The following is a 16,811-nucleotide window of genomic DNA, read 5'->3' as shown; positions in this document are numbered from 1 at the left end:
TCGCACCGTGTCGCGCATATGGCGCGTTCCAAGACCGACACTGTGGCGGACATCGAGGTCATCCAGGCAGCCTTGGGCTATCAGTTCCGCCGGCCCGGCCTGCTCGACCAAGCCCTCACGCACAAGTCCCACGTCAACGAAAGCAAGGGCAAACAGGGCAAGCACAATGAGCGGCTGGAGTTTCTGGGCGACGCGGTGCTGGCGCTCATCGTCAGCGATCACCTGGCGTCCTCATTCCCCGACCTGTCGGAAGGCGCCCTTTCGAAACTGAAAGCGCGACTGGTCAGCGAGACCTCGCTGGCCAAGGCGGCGCGCCGGCTCAACCTGGGCAACTTGCTGCGACTCGGGCGGGGCGAAGAACTGACCAAGGGACGTGAAAAGAATTCGCTGCTGGCCGATGCGCTGGAAGCCCTGATCGCCGCCGTCTATCTGGACGGGGGGCTGGAAGCCAGCCGGGCGTTCACCCTGCGCGTGCTGGCTCCCGAGTTGAGCGGGGTGGAGAACCAGAAAGCCCGGCCGGAGATGGATGATTACAAGACCTTGCTGCAAGAGTGGTGTCAGAAGCGATTCGAGACGTTGCCGCAGTATGCGACCGTGCGCGAATCCGGGCCCGACCACCGGAAGCTTTTCGAGGTGGAGCTCACGATCCGGGGGGATGTGGTCGGCGTGGGAAGGGGGCACAGCAAGAAGGAAGCGGAACAGATGGCGGCCAAACAGGCGCTCGAGCAGGTCGGGGCCTGACGGCCCTGTCGGTGGAATGAGACCGGTGAGCGAGAGAGAAAGGGGGCGCTGAATGTTAATGTTGAGGACAATCCGTGCAGTCCTGGCAGGGGTGAGCGTCGCGATGCTTTTGGGGGGGCCGTTGGTCGCGCCGGCGGCCGATCAGGCGTCTGGCGGCAAGGAACCGCGGGCGATCATCAAGACGAAATACGGCGAGATGGAAATCAAATTCTTTCCCGATGTCGCGCCCAAACACGTGGAGAATTTCATCAAGCTGGCCAAGTCCGGATTTTATAACGGCACGATTTTCCACCGCGTGATTCCCGGGTTCATGATTCAGGGCGGCGATCCGAACACGAAGGACTCGACGAAGAAAGACACCTACGGCACGGGCGGTCCCGGCTACACCATCAAGGCGGAGTTCAACGACATTCCGCACAAGCGGGGCATCGTGTCGATGGCGCGGGCGCAGGACCCGGACAGCGCCGGCTCGCAGTTCTTCATCGTGGTGGAGGATTCCCGGTTCTTGGATCGGAAGTACACCGTCTTCGGCGAGGTGGTGAAAGGGATCGGGGTGGCGGACAAGATCGTGAACCTGCCCCGCGACTCGCGCGATCTGCCGACGGAGCGGGTGGAGATGACGGTGACGATCGTCGAGTAAGGGAGAGGTTGGCCGAACCTGCCTTGCTCAGCGCTCCGGCTCGACCGCGCTAAGCCTCCAAGACCCGTTGCATGAAGAGGAGCAACGGGTACCCCGCTCGGCTGCGCAACTTGCTGCGTCCTGTGCGTTGCATGAACGCAGCTTCGGACAGCGCTCGCCGTCCGCTTCGCGGACCGCATCTGCTCGGCAAGCGCGGAGCCGGGTACCTGTCGCTCCTCGTTGCAACGGGTGAATCCGCGCGATTGCGCCTGGCAGGTTCGTCCAACCTCTCCCCCGACGCTCTGACTTTGCGGTGGAAAAGAATACTGGCTCTTCCGGATCTTGTGTGGGTATAGAACTCCAGGACATCCCTCGCCCCCGCTTTGCGGGGGCGAGGGTGCGGGTGAGGGGGAGATCGGCATGGGGCCGTGACCTGTTCAGAAACATCGGGGGCCTCCATGGGCATCACAGTCTTGTCCACCAACCCCGGCGTTCACCCTCACCCTCCCCTCTCCCCTCAAGGGAGAGGGAAAAAGAAAGACCCACACGATTTCCTGAAGAGCCTGTTTTCTTTGTCCATAGGCCGAGCGAGACTCACACGTCACCCCCAAGCGGCCAATTGCCGGGATCGAGCGATGTGGTCGTGCAATTTGTTGCGTGCCGCGTCATTCGCCCAGAATTTTCCTTTTACTCTCCTGCCTCGCGCTTTTGCAGACCTTGGACGAACGGCGTGAGCATGTCGATGGGGATCGGGAAAATCGTGGTCGAATTCTTTTCAGCGGCGATCTCCACCAAGGTCTGCAGGTACCGCAGTTGGAGAGCCATCGGATGCCGGCTCATGACCGTGGCCGCGTCCGCCAGGCGTTGTGCGGCCTGGAATTCGCCCTCGGCGTGAATGACTTTGGATCGCCGCTCGCGTTCCGCTTCGGCCTGCTTGGCGATCACGCGCTGCATCTCTTGGGGAAGGTCCACGTTTTTTACTTCGACCGCCGAAACCTTAATGCCCCAGGGTTCTGTCTGTTGGTCAAGGATGCGCTGGAGGTGGACGTTGATCTCTTCCCGCTTGGCCAGCAGATCATCGAGCTGACTCTGGCCGAGCACGCTGCGGAGCGTAGTCTGGGCCATCATCGACGTCGCATACAGATAGTCCTCAACCTGGACAATCGCTCGCTGCTGATCGACGACACGGAAATAAATGACGGCGTTCACCTTCACGGACACGTTATCCCGTGTAATGACGTCTTGTGGAGGCACGTCCATGGCGACGGTCCGCAGGCTCACGCGTAAGAGCTTATCGACAAGCGGCATGATGACCACGATGCCGGGGCCATGGCCGCCCACGAGGCCTCGCGCCACTCTTCCAAACCGAAAGATCACTGCTCGTTCATATTCGCGCAGCACCTTGAAGCCCATCGCCAAGACGACAGCCAGCAAAACCAGCAGGATGAGGAGACTGAACGCCAACTCCATGCGAGGCGCCTCCTATTCAGGTTCAGGCCGAAGCGTTGACGGAGCAGGCCATCGCCACACGGGTCTCCGTACCGCTTCCCCTGCGCCCGGGCCCTGTTGCGTCTGGTCTTCTCTCCTGGTTGGACAGCCTTACGGTACGAACCCCGTTCCCCGGTGCCTCGCCCGCACCTGGCCGCTTCCACTCGAACGACCGGCTTTTAGGAAGCGGCGACGGTCGCGCACGGGGATATTATGTGTCTTGTACATCCTGGCTCAGCCATTCAAGTCGATCGATGGAGCGCTCCTGCACCGCGTTCTCAAACGCCGCCTTGAACTTCCGGTAGCGCACCTTGGCATAGGGCACCACGGCTTTCAACGCCTCACCGTCCAGCAAGGCTCTGAGCGCCTCGGGCGTCGCGTGTTTCAGGTGTTCAAAGTTCACGATGATGTCGATCCGGGCTTTCTCCGCCGCCTCGCTGATTCGTTTCAGCAGTTCTTGCGCATTCAGTCGATCGAGTGTCCCTTCAAGGTCGACAAACAGCGCGGCAAACTGGTCATGCCGCTTGGCTCTCATCGTCAACCACAATCCGTGCGCGGGTGCGGCGGTCTGACCCAGCTTCTGTCTGAGGGCATGGAGCGCATTGGGGATGAGTTGATCCGTCTCCAGCGTCGGCAACTGAGCTTCCAGGGTCTTGAGCGCCCCGGCGACCGGCGAGAGGGTCCCTTGCGGACAGGACCGCTTGACTAACTTGCGAAACTGCCGGTTCATGGACAAACGGGGGATGAATCGCTGTTTGGTGCCCACCAACCGGCGCCAGATCGACGGCAGCGAATAGAACCGATGGTTGGCACAGAAAAAGCCCTCCTGGAGTTGCTCCGGTGTCATCCGGCTTGGATAGAACACCACATGTTTGCCGTCATACTTCGCCCAGTCCTTGTCGAAGATGCGGCCGGCGCGAGTGTAGCGTTCATAGAGGGCCGTGCCAGGGAGTGGAGTGAGCACATTGAAATAGGCCAACTCCACCTGATTCTTGACCAGGAACTCCACGGCACGTTCAAAGACCGATTCATCGTCGTTATCGAAGCCGAAGACAATCCCCGGGTTCACCATGATGCCATGGTCATGAAACATCTTGATCTCTTGCGAAAACTTCTGCACCCGGTTAAACGGCTTATGGGTTTCCTCCAGGCAGTCTTCATTCAGCGATTCCATCCCCACGAAGACAGACACGCAGCCGCTCTCCGCCGCCAGCTTGACCATTTCCGGATCATCGCCCAGGAACATCGTGGCTTGGCATCCCCACTTGATCTTCAGCGGCTTGAGCGCCGTCCAAAGTTCCCGGCAGTAAGCCCGGTTGCTGTTGTGCAAGTCATCGACGAAGGCGAAGATGGCGCCGTCTTCAATGCCGAGGCGAATGCGAACCCCCGTGATGAAGGCGTGCCAGAGCGAGTCATGGCGTATCCGTTCCACCAATTCGCCGCGAATCCATTGTTTGATCCGGGTCAATTCCTTGACGACTTCTTGAACCGGCCGGCGTCTGGTGGTCTTCCCGTTGAAGGGAGAGACACTGCAGAACTCGCAATCGAAATGACACCCTCGGGTGGTGAAACTGCATTGCCTGGTCATATAGGCATCGGGGCTCAGCAGTTCCGCACGCGGGCTCTTATACTGTTCCAGCGTCGGAAACGATTCCATCTGATACCGTCGCTTCATGGCCCCCGCCTCGAAGTCGGCGATGAGTTCGGGCCACAGATCTTCCGCCTCGCCGCAAACGACGGCATCGGCATACTGCAGAGCCTCGTCGGGACAATAGGTCGGGTGAACGCCGCCCATGACGACCGGTTTGCCTCGCTTCCTGAACTCCGTCGCAATTTCATGCGCCCGCGGGTCGTAGCAGGTCATGATCGACAACCCGACGAGATCGCAGGGGTGTTCGAAATTCACATCCTCCACGGCTTCATCCACGAGATCCACACACCAATACTCAGGCGTGTAGGCCGCGATTACCGGCAGGCTCAGCTTCGGAAACCAGACCGCGCGCCGTTCCGGCGCGGTCAGATGGTAGGGATTGTTTTTGGGCTAGGGATCCACCAACAGGAGCCGTCGCGTCTGTGAACTCCCGACGAACCGAGATATGGCCGTGCTGGTCGGATAAGATCCACCGTCCTCTCCTCGCGTATCACGGCCCCCTGACGGGGCTCACGTCAATTTACAGAGCGCCTCCAGCACCACGTGTTCCTTTCTCACTGTGACGCCGGCGCAGGCTGCAGACCACTCCCTCTCAACGATCAAATCTGGCTGTCCCTTGCCGCTCTTTTTGCACTCAACATTGCATGGGCGCAGATCGGGCAAAGCCGCGGACTCAGGGTTTGTGATGTATCGCGTCTCTCCAACTCCTCCTTTTCACTGAGATGCGTATTCAGTGTTAGGCACAGCTTGGATCACTTTCCTGTCCATCTCCTCCCGCTGGCAGCTCGTTTCAGCGATCATACGCTGACCGATACTGGCGTCCTGGGGAATTCTGGCCAGACAGGCTTTGAGCGTGTCCTCGGCCGCGCCCGCCGCCACGGCACTCATCGCTTCCGTCGAAGCAGGAAGTGTAGCTCCGCGCGAAGGTTGATCCCCCGGCTGTGCAGCCAGTGCGGACAGCGATGCAATCAGCGTGAGCGATGTGAGAATAACGGTACGCCTCATGAACAGATAGGTAGTCATTGCTCTTTCCTCCCTTAGGATATAAGGCTCGGGGGTGAGCCGGTTCGTCGTAGGCACATGTCCGGTGACACGCGGGACTTGTCGGGAACTGACCCGCTTCACCGGGCCCTTCTCGCGTGAACAGTACGCTACGGCTTGGGCATGCGAGTCGCCTCAGTGACCGGCGGCTCAATCTTGATATTGGGCCCCTCAACTGCCGGCAGTTGGCCGGCTCCCTGCGGCTTCAGCAGCCTGGCATTATTCGGGTCCACCAGTTTCTGGGTCGTATGCGCATCCTCTGACACCGCGGCATCCAGAAGGGATTGTGAATGCGTCAGGTTCTGCTGCCCCGTGTCGTTGGCAAACTCTCCTCCTGCGGGATACCCGGGATGTTTGGGGAGCATCGCCGGATTTGCGAAGGCAAGGGAAACACTCCCCGCTACCACGAGTCCTGTGAACACCATCGTATAGAGTTTCATGGCCTGCACTCCTTTCGTTGCGAACACGACGACGCGCTGGGTCAGGGGCGATCCCGATACGTCACCGGGAAGTCTTCCCTGTCCGAGCGAGACTGACGGAAACAAGAGACGGCGCTCTTGGTGTGTACCCCCAAGAACGGCGTGCTTCAGAGACAGTCCGGCGTAGCAGGCGACGGAGACCGGGAAATCGGTCGCGCGACAGCGTCATCGGGCCGCGCGAGGGATGAGGCAGTCAGCGCGGCTGAAACGTCGTGAATCTCTTGCGACGGCATGAAGTAAGCTTCAACTGTGTGCCCTGCAAGCCGGCTAAAGATTGCAAAGCCATGACCTCGTCAGGTCTCCTGACAGTGAAAACCCCTCGACCATCTAACATCAGACGCAATTGGCGGTTCCGGCTCAGACGATTCACTTCGCGGAAGACCTGATTCCACGTGTGGTCCGGGAAAAGAGAGACCAACTCTTCGATCCGACAACCAAGCCTCTTGTGCACCGCTTCGAGAATCCGAGCAGTAAGGGTGGACTCCTGTTTCATGACCAGGCCTCCGTTCTGAAACCTCCGATATCGCGGCTCCTCGGTCGTCAGGACGCCGACCGCGGCAGGGTCATGAGATCGAAGACAAACTGATCCGGATGCTGTGAAATCATGATCCGACGACGGCGTCACTGTTGCTGATCGCTCTCTTTCCATCTTTCAAGGCGCCTGCCAGGAACGAGCTGAGCTCCATTGGAACGATGAATGTCGTGGAGGGGCCGGCGCCCATGACCTTTAACGTGTCCAGATATTGCAACGTCATGGTTTTGGAATCGATCCCCTTGGCCACGTCGAAAATCTTGCCGAGGACGAGAGCGAAGCCTTCTGCGCGCAGGATCGCGGCCTGTTTATCCCCTTCGGCTTTTAGAATCACCGACTGCTTTTCGCCTTCAGCCACGGTCACGGCCGCCTGTTTCGTCCCTTCCGCCTCGGTCACCGTGGCCCGCCGGCTGCGCTCGGCCGACATCTGGCGGGTCATGGCCTCCTGAACCTCTTTGGGGGGTGTGATCTCCCGGATCTCGACGGTTGTAATTTTCACTCCCCAGCGTTGCGTGACTTCGTCCATTCTGGCCTGCAACAGATGGTTGATCTGTTCGCGCTTGGCCAACACATCATCGAGCGGAATATCGCCCACGACGGCCCGGAGCGTCGTCGTGGCGATCCCTTGAGAGGCCCCCGCAAAGTCCTGGACCTGCACCACGCTGGCGATGGGATCCAGGACTTTCGAATAGATCAGGAAGTCGATGGAAATCGGGGCGTTGTCTTTCGTAATGCAGGTCTGGTGGGGGACGATGAGATACGTTTCTCGAAGGTCTACGCGAATGGGCCGATCGATCAACGGAATGATCAGCACCAGGCCCGGCCCCATCGCCCTTGGGAGGACTTTGCCGAGCCGGAGAATGACAATGCGCTGATACTCCGGGACGATCTTGATCGTCATGAGCAAGAGCACGACGAGCGTTGCGAGTCCGACCGCCAACGGAAGGTACATGCCGACCTCCAGGTTACTTCGCTTCAGAAAGGGACTTTATTGGGCCTTCCGCGAAACGAAGGGACAGGCGCCTTTCCCATGCCGGTTGCGCCGCGGGGAGCGATAATTCGAGCCGGATGCGGCCGTAGACGATTCGCCAGGATCACAAGGTCATCGATGGCCCCGCAGTTCACGCACCTCGTTCCCTGGAGCCACTTCTGACTGGCATCGCCGACGAGGTCCCACCAGTTCTCGACCACCAACCCGCCGCATCGTGCGCATGCCATGACGTCTTCTCCCGTTCTGTCCTGTGCAGCGGACGTTAGACGTTCCTACTTCGGTCGAATCTCGACTTCTGCAATGATCAAATCAGCGTAGAACAGAGTCATCCTGCGTAGAACTATACTAGGCTGCTCGAGGGAACGTAGCTGGTCAGAATTGCTCAGTTCTGAAGAATTTTGGCCGGACCAACGCGATCTGACTGCTCGACCTAACCCCATGACACTGAAGGGGAAACCGGTCGTGCAGGGCAATCGCAAGGCTGATCCTCATGGCACGGACGGTTGATCGTTCAGCTTCCTCGATGAAGTGGCGGAGGGGCGTGTGAGAGACGGTTGTCCGCGGAGGCCGTTGGCGGGAAAAGCACTCGGCCCGGCCCCTCCGCACTGTTCATAGCCTTCCGAGTTGCACAAAAAGCGATGCTCGATGGTCTGCCTGTTCGGCAGACCGGGGATAGTGTTCGACGGAATGGCGCTTCTCGCGTGTTCCATCTAGTCTGATGATCAGCAAGACATCAAAGAGCCTTATTAGGACTGGTATGAAAATGCGGGTCCTGTCACCGACCAGTCGGGTACCCGTTGCTCTTTTCCGATTGCAACGGGTGCAAGCTCGCACCCCGCCCGGTGTAGGGACCCCGCTGCGCGCGGACAGGCGCCCAGGTCGGTGCCACCCGCATTTTCATGCTCCAGGGTGGCCACTTGGTGGCCATGAATTACTACTTTGGAAATGCGTTTCATTTATACCTGTTCACGGGGACATGCTCCTGGGCGGCGCCCTCCCCATGAGCGGATTGAACCTTCGCTTGCGCCTGCTGGAGACTGACCTCCTCGAGGACAATGATAACTCGCGAGAGGTTGCTTGAATTCCGATCAGGCAGCCCGAATCCACGAAGGAGGATCTTTCGCCCCGATTCCACTATGACGCGCTTCAATTCAACGAGATCCCGGACGTTGGCGTCTCTGCGGTTGTCGAGGGTATCTTGGATTTGAACGCGAAGCTCGCTGACCAGCCTCGTGAACGTCAGAGTGGCTAGTCCGGTCTCCGTCTGTTCGAGGCGGCCCAGCAGGTCCAAAGCCGCGCGATTCACGTGCAGCAAGTGCCGCCTGTGCGAAAAGACCAGAATGCCCGGACTCGAACGGTGAGACGGGCGCATCGTGCCCGGCGCAGGGGAGGACAATCGCTGTCCATACCGCAAGTGATGTTCATGGTGAGTTCCTTGCCGTGCTTCGTCGTTCATCATTGAAGGCTTCCACAGGCTGGTCATAACGTAAGGGGACCTTGCACTCAGCGATCTCCCTACGTGACTGCTGTCTGTAAGGGCGCAGATTCCGCAAATTGCCGGCGGCTCGGTTTTCGGAGACCACGTCGTAACGTTCGCGCTTGAAGCCAAATTGCAATCCGGTCAAACGTGCTCGATTGTGAAGAAGTGCCATGACCGTCAAGGACGCTCGACCGCCGGTGAAAGCTGTGTCTGTTGATGGTCGGACCCGTCGCGCAAGAATCGTGATGCAGCCTGCTGGTGTCCCGCTCCCAATTCCGCTAACCCAACCTCGTTGGCCTGGGCCAGCACACGAGTCAGGAGAGCGTGTGTCACCATTTCCTCATCGAGGTCCTTGGCCCCCTTCACAATCGTGTAAGGGAGCTCGGTCTTCCACAAGAGGCTCCCTTCTGCGCTTATCAGATGCAGGTAGAGCCTCCGCAGGGAACTCTCCTTTAATCCCGCAAGACGCCTCTGCGCCTCGTGATCGGCCACACTCCCGAACAGCACGCAATCCACCTGAAACTCCGCGCTGATCCGTTTCGCCAGCTCTATCTGCCCGCGGTCGGCCGACCTGTGGGAAAAGTCGGGGTTTACATTCAGATGCCCCTGCCGAGTCGCGCCGGACAGGCTTACCACGCGAAGATCGGTCATGTGTTGAAGGACAGCAATCCACCGCTCAGCCATTGCCGGATCTCCGACGAACGGCATCACCGCGACGCTCTTCACCAATCCCAGGTGGTGCCGCTCTTGCGGTGCGACCGCCCACGAGTTCTCGAATGACCGGAACTCAATGTCACTGGTCCGGGTCATATCGATCCCGACCGCGCCCAGCCACGTAATGGCCAAGCAGCCTTGCACGCCAAAGGCCGAGTGAAGCAGAAGCCCTAAGACGGCGGTATGGTGAACCCGTAGCCTATGGTTAGGCATGAAAGACCAATCGTGTCGGTATTGAAGGTAAATCTATCCGACAAGACAGATTTCGGTCTGTTCAAAATTGCTCAGTTTTGAGGAAATGAGGAGGAAGGCACCGGCCCTCGCGCTGCTCGAAGTCAACGATGTCTAAGAGAGAATGCTAGTCGTGCAAGACGATATTGAGGAGGGAGCTGTGCACGTGCAATCCACCGTTATAGTCGATGAAGCCCAGCTTCCTGAACTTGTTCATGAAGAAGCTGACTCGTGACCGCGTGGTACCGATCATTTCGGCCAGCGTTTCCTGGCTGATCTTCGCGATGACCGGCTCCGGCTTGCCTTCTTTCCCGAAATGCGCCAGCAACAGCAACACCCGCGCCAACCGCTTCTCGGCTGAATTGAAGAGCTGATCGACCAAGTCCTCTTGAATTCGAATGTTGTGGGAAAGCAGGTAGGACATGAATAGCTCTGAGAATGCGGGCTCGTCGTGGAGCATGCGGATCATGGCGGGTTTTTCAATACGAACGATCGTGGACGTTTCCAGTGCGGTCGCGGTCGTCAGGCGAACAGGCTGTCCAACGAGGCAGGGTTCCCCAAAAAAGTTTCCGCGCTCCAGCAAGGCGATCACGGCTTCTTTGCCTTGCTGGGAGACGGCGGTGAGTTTGACCTTGCCCTCCTGGATATAAAACACGGAATCCGCCGCGTCACCTTGCGAAAAGATAATCTGTTTCTTCCGACACTGCAGGATCGTTTTGCCGCTGCCGACTCTGGTGAGGAAGGTTTTAGGATTGAACGGCCTGGGGTGTTTGGGTGCCATCAACGCGTCCTACCCGGCGCTGATTGTATCGTTGTGATTCGAGGCACGCAAGAGTCCGGTGGCCTTCAAGAAATGACCCGCGTGAAAGAGACAGTGTGCACCTCCGAGATCTTGATCCTTATAAGCTGGGCAGATTTGCCGGCATCGTGAAGAACATTCCCCCAACTCCTCGCGGTCCAGAGCGTCTTGTGCCAGGACCAATTCCTTTTCTTTAGGGAAGGGGCACAATCAGCGGCGAGATCGTTCACTGTGACGTTCATGCGCAGTGCCAAGTGCGATGCGCTTCGGTCAGATGCGCTTCGCTCACATGTTCCGTGCCGCCAACCTTCTCGATCTCCCATTTGACATCGTTCGGAATTTCTACAATCTTCAGGTCGACACCGTGACCGTTTGCCTGAGCGCCGAGTTCCACCACCACCCTCACGAGTTTCTGATCATCCCGGGGGATGAGTGTGCCATACCGATTCAAAGTCGGCTCCTGTAGAGTCGCGCTTGCGAGCCGATATGTACCAAAGTCTGGTTCCTTGAGCGCCTCTCGTTGCCCCAGGTCTCGCAGTCGCAGAAACGCCTTGTGGCTCAGGCAAAAGTCCCCGTCGCTCTTATTGATGACGATGCATCTCATAACTTGTCCTCCGTCTCCGCCTTCCGGCTTCGCTGCGGCGCTGTGGGATTCGACCGCTCTCCTCGTTCTTATGGTCTGGTGCCCTTGAACCATCCAGGGCGTAGGTTGTTCCTCTTCGTATCCTTGATGTTGGTCCCAACTCGCTGTGAATGGCTCCTGGTTCATCTTGCCCTCCTGTGTCTGGTGATGTCTTCTGCGCCGGATCCTCCGCCAACGTCTCCGCGGCCGGGGAGGAGACGAGGGCGCCTAGTCCCGGTCGGGCCACTCCTTGTAGTCATACACGTAGGTGTACAGCGTCGCCGCGACCACAGCCCCGCCAAAGAACAGCGCGGCGGCGGTGAACGGAGAGTGCGTGACCTGCTGAACAAAGGTCTGGACGGCACTCATGATGCTCCTCTGTGTTGTCATTCGACTGCGGAAGAAGGACGCCCCTGCGCGTACGACGCGTCCGCATGCCTCGATGCACCCGGCCGGTTGACCGTGCCCTCCTGAGAGGCGGCTCCCCGGCTTATGGCTTCTCCTCCCGAAAGGTAGCCCACACGGCCGCCCCCCAAGTCAGCAACATGATTCCCAGCAGCGCGAGAATCGGATACATCGCGTTCACCCCCTTCCACGGATCTGTCCGAATGTCAAAACCGCTCTTTTCCCGGCTATCGATCATGTGATCGGCGTCCAGGTCGTTCTCCGTTGACGGCAACGAAAGACAACGACAGGGAGACTCTGGCGTAGAAGCGGCGGAGACCGGGGAATCAGTCGCGCAGGGAGGAAGCGGGAAGCGCGAGGATAGGAAAGTCAGCGTAGCTCAATACGTCATGTGTTCACCCTACGCGGGCAGCGTGGTGAAGTCAACCTATATTTGGAGGTCTGTGATAGTTCAATGATTTTCCAGGGTCGCAGACTTGCGGAAGCTTACCGGATACCGGATCAGAAGCACCGAGAGGCCGTCACGAGACAAGAACACGCCTACCCATCGCCCCAGCAATCGTCCTGCGAACGGCAGGATAAGGCGGTGGGAGGTGCTGAGATGTTGTGAGCTATCGACGTCGCGCGTCGGTTTGGTGAGCCGCCAGGGACTCGAATCCAGCGCCATCGCCTTGGCGGTCAGTGACGGTGGTGACCGGCGTGGTGCTGATGGCGGATATGGAACCGCCAGGCGATTCGACCGACGTCGCACGGGCCGGGGAAAACCAGCGGCCGGTTTCCTCAAGATGGCCGCTTTTTAGTTGGTTTCGGCAGAGGCCCTGCGTAACGAGGTGGCTAGGCCGAGGAGAGAGAGCGTGAAGATCACCCACTTTGAAGGATCGAAGTTATACCAGCGGGGGCCGTTCCGGTAGTCGCTTTGATACGTGTGGTGGTAGTTGTGGTAGCCCTCGCCGAAAGTCAGCAGGGAGATCCACCAACTATCCCGGCTCGAGTCGGACTGGCCGTGTGGCTGGTTGCCCCAGAGATGGCAGATGGAATTGATGCAAAACGTGGAGTTCAGCACCGCGAACGTCCGCCCCACGCCCGCTAACAGGAAGCATCCCATTCCGCCGACCCATCCGTTGTAGAGAAACCCGACCAAGAACGTGAGGGCGAGGCCGGAGAGCACGATGGGTAGGTAGTACCTGTGTTGCCACAGGACGACCCGATCCTGCCGCAAGCGGGACGCATACTTGTCGTCCGCATAGGGATCGTCGAAGAACAACCACCCGCAGTGACTGTACCAAAATCCTCGCTGGGCGTTGTACGGATCCGCCTCGCGGTCGCAATGGGCATGGTGGCGAATATGGTCCGACGCCCACTTCAGCGCGGAGTTTTCCAGCGCCCAACCGCCGGCGATCAACAGCCCGGCCTTGACCCAATTGGGGCAGTCGAAGCTGCGGTGAGCCGCCATGCGGTGGTACCCGACCGTAATACCCAAACCGGTGACGACATACAGGAGTCCGAACATGGTCCAATCCACCCACGTGTAGTCGTAGAGATACGCGAAGACGGGAACCCCGATCAGAGCGCCGAGGCTGACGAGGCTGAACAGAAACGCGGTGCCATAATTCCAGGGTCGAGGAAGCGGTTTAGTGGAGAGCGAAAGAGATGTCATCAGGATAGCCCTTACATACAGAAGTGATTGTGCAGAGGGGCGTCTCGGTCGAGACGCCCCTCCTATTCACTGTGCTTCTCGGCCTGCGCCGTTAGAAGCGGTTGCGGTTGCGGTGCTCGCCGCTACGGCCACTGCTGAAACGGCCGCCGCCTGAACGCGACTCTTGCGGCTTCGCTTCGTTCACCGTCAACGTGCGGCCGTCGAGCTGCGAACCGTTCAACGCGGCGATCGCGGCATTAGCCTCCTCTGCGGTGGACATTTCAACGAAGCCGAAACCCCGTGACTGTCCCGTGAACTTGTCCGTAATCACGCGCGCCGACTCGACGGTGCCGTGCTGGGCGAACAAGTCATGCAACTGCGGCTCGGTAGCCGCATAGGGCAAGCCACCGACATACAACTTCGAACCCATGGGGGTTCCTCCTTTTATGGTAGTGATGATGTCTTAGACGCGAGAACAATGAGTCGATAGGAAGGAACGGGCCAAAGACGCGAACGATGGAGCGGCTTGGGTCTGGCTTCCGATCAGATTCCCGGACAAAACAACATCAGTGACGGGCCTTCCGTTTGACCGATTCACCACGAGGCCCGACGCGATGAACCATGGCACACTGTAACAGGAGCTAGAGCGAAAAGCAACCTGAAACACCAACAACAAGTCACGGCTCTTACTGTGCGGAGTCCCGCCGGCCGCGTCGAGTGGCTGCAGCCGGCCTGGCCGAGCGAACCGCGGGCCCGCTTGGGACCGGGTGTTGGGGTCGGACGCTGAGTCCGAGAGTGCGACCCGCCAGCAGCAGGCCTTGTCGCCGGATCTCATCCATCGGAACAACCGGCTGTTCCAATGCTCCCAGGCCCAAGCGTTCCAGTTTGACCTTCCGTTTCGGTTTCGCGCGCTTGTGTTGAAGCGATCGTCTCCAAACCATGGTGACACTCCTTCGATTGCCGGTTACGACGGTTGCGCCGCGCGACCGCCTCTGCTCAGCGCGAGGCCACGAATCTGTCATTCGCGAATGCGCCGTGGAGTTGTTCGGTGATATAGCAGCGGTATTCGACTTTCTGCTTGGCCATGAGGACCAATCCTTCCTTGTCCGTGAGGATCAGCAAATCCTCCTCGACGGCAAGGATCCGATCCGGTTCGCCGATATTGAGCCGGTACTGTGTTCGTCCATCAGGATTGCGACGCGGACCGGTCACAATCTCCGTCAATCCGTCGATGTATCCTTCGTGCCCGTCCGATCGATGTCGGACCTTGGTGCCATCGGGAATTCTTATCCAGGACCTTCCGGTCACTGCCTGCCCATGTTTTCTTTCGCTCATGATGATGGGGCCTCCACATTGTGATGGCGAAAGGGGCCGCGCCAATCGCGGCCGTTCGCCGACGATTCGGCGCGGTCGCCGTGAGTACGATACCGCCCCTCACACAATCCCTTCGGCGGCGCCGGCGTGTTTCGGACGGCTCACAGGGGACGTGCTGTGTTGTTCGGCAACTCGGACGTAAGAACGGCGGAAACTACAAAATCGATCGCGCAGGGTTAGAAAGGAAGAACGGACGCGCGAGAGATAGGATAGTGACCGTAGCTCATACGGTATTCCAGTCTACCACACTTCCGCTGGAATAGCGACCGCCGCTCGCTCGAAGCCTGAAGAGGCCGTCAATGGCGGTGAGTGTGAAGGTGGCCTTCGTGATGGTGCGCGGACTCCTGGGAATGGACGTGCGGTTCGACGGCCGGGGGGTTGAATTGGCCGGGGAGAATGATGCGGCCTCCCTCCTGTTGTTTGGAGAGGTGCTCGGCGATGTCGGGATGAAAGGCGCGAACATAGCCGATCAGGCCGCTGAGAAAGCGCCGGGACTGAAACGCCCCGCCTGAGAATTCGGTAATGAATTTGAGCGCGCGGTCCAGCACCTCCGGCGCGGTCGAGGCGTCGATGACGTGCTGCGGTTCCTGCTTTTTGAAGTTCTCGTACTCCTTCTTGAGATGCTCGGCAAAAACCGGCATCGGTGCGGCGGGCACATGCAGCGGGCTGAGCATCCGACGGAGCGCCTGGATCGCCGCGATCACTTCCGCGTCCTGGCCGTCGCGGCGACCTTGGAAGTAGCTGAACGTGACGACCTCGATCAGGTTGAGCAGCGCCGCCGCTTTTTCGCCGCCGAGTTGGCCGAGTTCTCGATACAGTTCACGTCGGACCGGCGCGAACTGTTCGCCCAATCGTCGCTGTTGATATTCGCTGCCGGTGTCCAGATATACACAGTCGGACGGGCAGGCGATCCGGACGACGCGATGCTCGCCGCAGCATTGGCTGCAGATCGGTCCGCCCAGGGCCGGACAGGATCGCTTTCCTTTGCGCAGGTGACAATAGGCGCACTTGCTCATTTCTTTGTCGCCCCTTCGGGCTGTGGTTTGGGCGGAGGTGGCACGAAGCCATAGTCGGCCAGCGTGCGCTTCTGGCCTTTGCTCCTGGACCCGGCCGGCGCCTCCAATCCGTTCATCTCCGCCGCGTCGGCGTATTGATAGGGCACCAGGATCAGGTTGTTGCCTCTGTCGATGCCGATGTCGGCCGGACTCGGGAGGTATTCCGCGATGACATGAAAACGTTGATTCGGAGTCATGCGCCAGATCTTGCCCTTGGTCTGATCCGAGACATACATGTTGCCCCAGCGGTCGAAATCGACGCCGCTGAGATTCTGAAACCGGGCGGTGAAAAATCCGTTCGAGACCAACTCGGTCAACGCACCCTCCGGGGTGATCTCCAGGATTTTGCCTTTTTCCCAGCTCACGGCAATGATGTGTCCGCTTTTGGGATGGACGGCGAGCCCGGACGGGCCGGCCAGCCGATCGTCGTGGACGAGCAGCGAAACGGCATATTGCTGATCGAGATCGACTCGGTAGATGGAATTGTTGGTCGAATCTGAAATATAGAGGAAGCGTTGCCCGTCCCAGGCCACATCCACCAGGGAAACCGGCTTACCCGATGACGCTGATGATGCTTTGGACTGGGGTGCCAACGAGAGCGTCAGAACCGGGCGACCGGTTTTTTGGTCGAATGCTCTGAGTGTATCCAAATCGGCGACGTAAAGCGTGTGGTTCACCAGCGCCATGCCTTTGGGCGCGTGAAGCGTGACCTCGCCGCCGCCTTGAACGAATTTCAGGTTGACGACCTTGCCTTCGGCGTCGAGCTTGGTGATGAAACCGTTGTTGTCTCTGGAGTCGGGCTCTCCGTTGACGTTCGAGATGAAATACTCCTTGCCGGAGGGGTCGCCCAGGAAACTGTGCGGCGACCGCAGATCTACGACTTGCATCGCTTCAGCGAGATCGGTTTGAGACATGACCATGAAGACCAAAATGAACGAGGCAAAGTAGCACTG

General features: G+C 59.2%; 20 protein-coding genes. 2 read left to right on the top strand and 18 right to left on the bottom strand.

Going from position 1 to position 16,811, the window contains the following annotated elements:
• The first annotated feature begins 18 nt into the window (after window positions 1–18).
• Together rnc and AB1555_01865 are read left to right on the top strand one after the other, a co-directional pair.
• Window positions 19–741 carry a ribonuclease III gene (gene rnc / locus AB1555_01870; GenBank protein MEW6245436.1) on the top strand — a complete coding sequence of 241 codons (723 nt, stop codon included), beginning with the start codon at window positions 19–21 and terminating at the stop codon, window positions 739–741.
• Between the two features lie 52 nt (window positions 742–793).
• Window positions 794–1,381 (top strand): peptidylprolyl isomerase, encoded by a 588-nt coding sequence (locus AB1555_01865; protein ID MEW6245435.1) that lies wholly within the window; start codon window positions 794–796, stop codon window positions 1,379–1,381.
• Window positions 1,382–2,047: 666 nt separating this feature from the next.
• Here the strand turns inward: AB1555_01865 and AB1555_01860 are convergent.
• The 18 genes from AB1555_01860 to AB1555_01775 form a co-directional block, all read right to left on the bottom strand.
• The gene (locus tag AB1555_01860) at window positions 2,048–2,830 is read right to left on the bottom strand and encodes a slipin family protein (protein MEW6245434.1); all 783 of its coding nucleotides are present in this window, start codon (window positions 2,828–2,830) and stop codon (window positions 2,048–2,050) included.
• Window positions 2,831–3,059: 229 nt separating this feature from the next.
• Window positions 3,060–4,784: a radical SAM protein gene (locus AB1555_01855; GenBank protein ID MEW6245433.1), complete on the bottom strand. Its 1,725-nt coding sequence runs from the start codon at window positions 4,782–4,784 to the stop codon at window positions 3,060–3,062.
• Window positions 4,785–5,213: 429 nt separating this feature from the next.
• A complete protein-coding gene (locus AB1555_01850; GenBank protein MEW6245432.1) occupies window positions 5,214–5,522 on the bottom strand; it encodes a hypothetical protein in 309 nt (102 codons plus the stop codon).
• Window positions 5,523–5,650: 128 nt separating this feature from the next.
• Window positions 5,651–5,980: a hypothetical protein gene (locus AB1555_01845; GenBank protein ID MEW6245431.1), complete on the bottom strand. Its 330-nt coding sequence runs from the start codon at window positions 5,978–5,980 to the stop codon at window positions 5,651–5,653.
• A gap of 232 nt (window positions 5,981–6,212) precedes the next feature.
• Window positions 6,213–6,512 (bottom strand): hypothetical protein, encoded by a 300-nt coding sequence (locus tag AB1555_01840; GenBank protein ID MEW6245430.1) that lies wholly within the window; start codon window positions 6,510–6,512, stop codon window positions 6,213–6,215.
• A gap of 109 nt (window positions 6,513–6,621) precedes the next feature.
• Window positions 6,622–7,503 carry an SPFH domain-containing protein gene (locus AB1555_01835; protein MEW6245429.1) on the bottom strand — a complete coding sequence of 294 codons (882 nt, stop codon included), beginning with the start codon at window positions 7,501–7,503 and terminating at the stop codon, window positions 6,622–6,624.
• A gap of 991 nt (window positions 7,504–8,494) precedes the next feature.
• Complete coding sequence (locus AB1555_01830; protein ID MEW6245428.1) at window positions 8,495–8,833, bottom strand: hypothetical protein; 339 nt, start codon at window positions 8,831–8,833, stop codon at window positions 8,495–8,497.
• A gap of 366 nt (window positions 8,834–9,199) precedes the next feature.
• Window positions 9,200–9,949: a hypothetical protein gene (locus AB1555_01825; protein ID MEW6245427.1), complete on the bottom strand. Its 750-nt coding sequence runs from the start codon at window positions 9,947–9,949 to the stop codon at window positions 9,200–9,202.
• Window positions 9,950–10,094: 145 nt separating this feature from the next.
• Window positions 10,095–10,748 (bottom strand): Crp/Fnr family transcriptional regulator, encoded by a 654-nt coding sequence (locus AB1555_01820; protein MEW6245426.1) that lies wholly within the window; start codon window positions 10,746–10,748, stop codon window positions 10,095–10,097.
• A 256-nt stretch (window positions 10,749–11,004) separates the two neighbouring features.
• Window positions 11,005–11,370 (bottom strand): hypothetical protein, encoded by a 366-nt coding sequence (locus tag AB1555_01815; protein ID MEW6245425.1) that lies wholly within the window; start codon window positions 11,368–11,370, stop codon window positions 11,005–11,007.
• Window positions 11,371–11,616: 246 nt separating this feature from the next.
• The gene (locus AB1555_01810; GenBank protein MEW6245424.1) at window positions 11,617–11,757 is read right to left on the bottom strand and encodes a hypothetical protein; all 141 of its coding nucleotides are present in this window, start codon (window positions 11,755–11,757) and stop codon (window positions 11,617–11,619) included.
• Between the two features lie 121 nt (window positions 11,758–11,878).
• A complete protein-coding gene (locus tag AB1555_01805; protein MEW6245423.1) occupies window positions 11,879–12,031 on the bottom strand; it encodes a hypothetical protein in 153 nt (50 codons plus the stop codon).
• A gap of 558 nt (window positions 12,032–12,589) precedes the next feature.
• Window positions 12,590–13,450, bottom strand: a complete 861-nt coding sequence (locus AB1555_01800; GenBank protein ID MEW6245422.1) for a fatty acid desaturase — start codon at window positions 13,448–13,450, stop codon at window positions 12,590–12,592.
• Between the two features lie 91 nt (window positions 13,451–13,541).
• Window positions 13,542–13,859, bottom strand: a complete 318-nt coding sequence (locus tag AB1555_01795) for an RNA-binding protein (GenBank protein ID MEW6245421.1) — start codon at window positions 13,857–13,859, stop codon at window positions 13,542–13,544.
• A gap of 256 nt (window positions 13,860–14,115) precedes the next feature.
• On the bottom strand, window positions 14,116–14,370 hold the full coding sequence (locus AB1555_01790) for a hypothetical protein (protein MEW6245420.1): 255 nt from the start codon (window positions 14,368–14,370) through the stop codon (window positions 14,116–14,118).
• Window positions 14,371–14,425: 55 nt separating this feature from the next.
• A complete protein-coding gene (locus AB1555_01785; protein MEW6245419.1) occupies window positions 14,426–14,764 on the bottom strand; it encodes a hypothetical protein in 339 nt (112 codons plus the stop codon).
• Between the two features lie 335 nt (window positions 14,765–15,099).
• The gene (locus AB1555_01780; GenBank protein ID MEW6245418.1) at window positions 15,100–15,819 is read right to left on the bottom strand and encodes a hypothetical protein; all 720 of its coding nucleotides are present in this window, start codon (window positions 15,817–15,819) and stop codon (window positions 15,100–15,102) included.
• Window positions 15,816–16,745, bottom strand: coding sequence for an SMP-30/gluconolactonase/LRE family protein (locus AB1555_01775; protein MEW6245417.1), 930 nt, complete (start codon window positions 16,743–16,745; stop codon window positions 15,816–15,818). Before AB1555_01775 ends, AB1555_01780 begins: the two co-directional genes overlap by 4 nt.
• Between the last annotated feature and the right edge of the window lie 66 nt (window positions 16,746–16,811).

The organism is Nitrospirota bacterium, assembly GCA_040755395.1.
In the GTDB taxonomy this organism is placed as follows: domain Bacteria; phylum Nitrospirota; class Nitrospiria; order Nitrospirales; family Nitrospiraceae; genus DATLZU01.
This window is presented reverse-complemented; position numbering and strand designations above follow the sequence as displayed.

What these genes read in the sequence shown, in the direction of transcription:
- rnc (MEW6245436.1), top strand. Translation starts at nt 19, where the DNA reads ATGGCGCGTTCCAAGACCGACACTGTGGCGGACATCGAGGTCATCCAG.
- AB1555_01865 (MEW6245435.1), top strand. Translation starts at nt 794, where the DNA reads ATGTTAATGTTGAGGACAATCCGTGCAGTCCTGGCAGGGGTGAGCGTC.
- AB1555_01860 (MEW6245434.1), bottom strand. Translation starts at nt 2,830, where the DNA reads ATGGAGTTGGCGTTCAGTCTCCTCATCCTGCTGGTTTTGCTGGCTGTC.
- AB1555_01850 (MEW6245432.1), bottom strand. Translation starts at nt 5,522, where the DNA reads ATGACTACCTATCTGTTCATGAGGCGTACCGTTATTCTCACATCGCTC.
- AB1555_01845 (MEW6245431.1), bottom strand. Translation starts at nt 5,980, where the DNA reads ATGAAACTCTATACGATGGTGTTCACAGGACTCGTGGTAGCGGGGAGT.
- AB1555_01840 (MEW6245430.1), bottom strand. Translation starts at nt 6,512, where the DNA reads ATGAAACAGGAGTCCACCCTTACTGCTCGGATTCTCGAAGCGGTGCAC.
- AB1555_01835 (MEW6245429.1), bottom strand. Translation starts at nt 7,503, where the DNA reads ATGTACCTTCCGTTGGCGGTCGGACTCGCAACGCTCGTCGTGCTCTTG.
- AB1555_01825 (MEW6245427.1), bottom strand. Translation starts at nt 9,949, where the DNA reads ATGCCTAACCATAGGCTACGGGTTCACCATACCGCCGTCTTAGGGCTT.
- AB1555_01820 (MEW6245426.1), bottom strand. Translation starts at nt 10,748, where the DNA reads ATGGCACCCAAACACCCCAGGCCGTTCAATCCTAAAACCTTCCTCACC.
- AB1555_01815 (MEW6245425.1), bottom strand. Translation starts at nt 11,370, where the DNA reads ATGAGATGCATCGTCATCAATAAGAGCGACGGGGACTTTTGCCTGAGC.
- AB1555_01810 (MEW6245424.1), bottom strand. Translation starts at nt 11,757, where the DNA reads ATGAGTGCCGTCCAGACCTTTGTTCAGCAGGTCACGCACTCTCCGTTC.
- AB1555_01805 (MEW6245423.1), bottom strand. Translation starts at nt 12,031, where the DNA reads ATGATCGATAGCCGGGAAAAGAGCGGTTTTGACATTCGGACAGATCCG.
- AB1555_01800 (MEW6245422.1), bottom strand. Translation starts at nt 13,450, where the DNA reads ATGACATCTCTTTCGCTCTCCACTAAACCGCTTCCTCGACCCTGGAAT.
- AB1555_01795 (MEW6245421.1), bottom strand. Translation starts at nt 13,859, where the DNA reads ATGGGTTCGAAGTTGTATGTCGGTGGCTTGCCCTATGCGGCTACCGAG.
- AB1555_01790 (MEW6245420.1), bottom strand. Translation starts at nt 14,370, where the DNA reads ATGGTTTGGAGACGATCGCTTCAACACAAGCGCGCGAAACCGAAACGG.
- AB1555_01785 (MEW6245419.1), bottom strand. Translation starts at nt 14,764, where the DNA reads ATGAGCGAAAGAAAACATGGGCAGGCAGTGACCGGAAGGTCCTGGATA.
- AB1555_01780 (MEW6245418.1), bottom strand. Translation starts at nt 15,819, where the DNA reads ATGAGCAAGTGCGCCTATTGTCACCTGCGCAAAGGAAAGCGATCCTGT.
- AB1555_01775 (MEW6245417.1), bottom strand. Translation starts at nt 16,745, where the DNA reads ATGCAAGTCGTAGATCTGCGGTCGCCGCACAGTTTCCTGGGCGACCCC.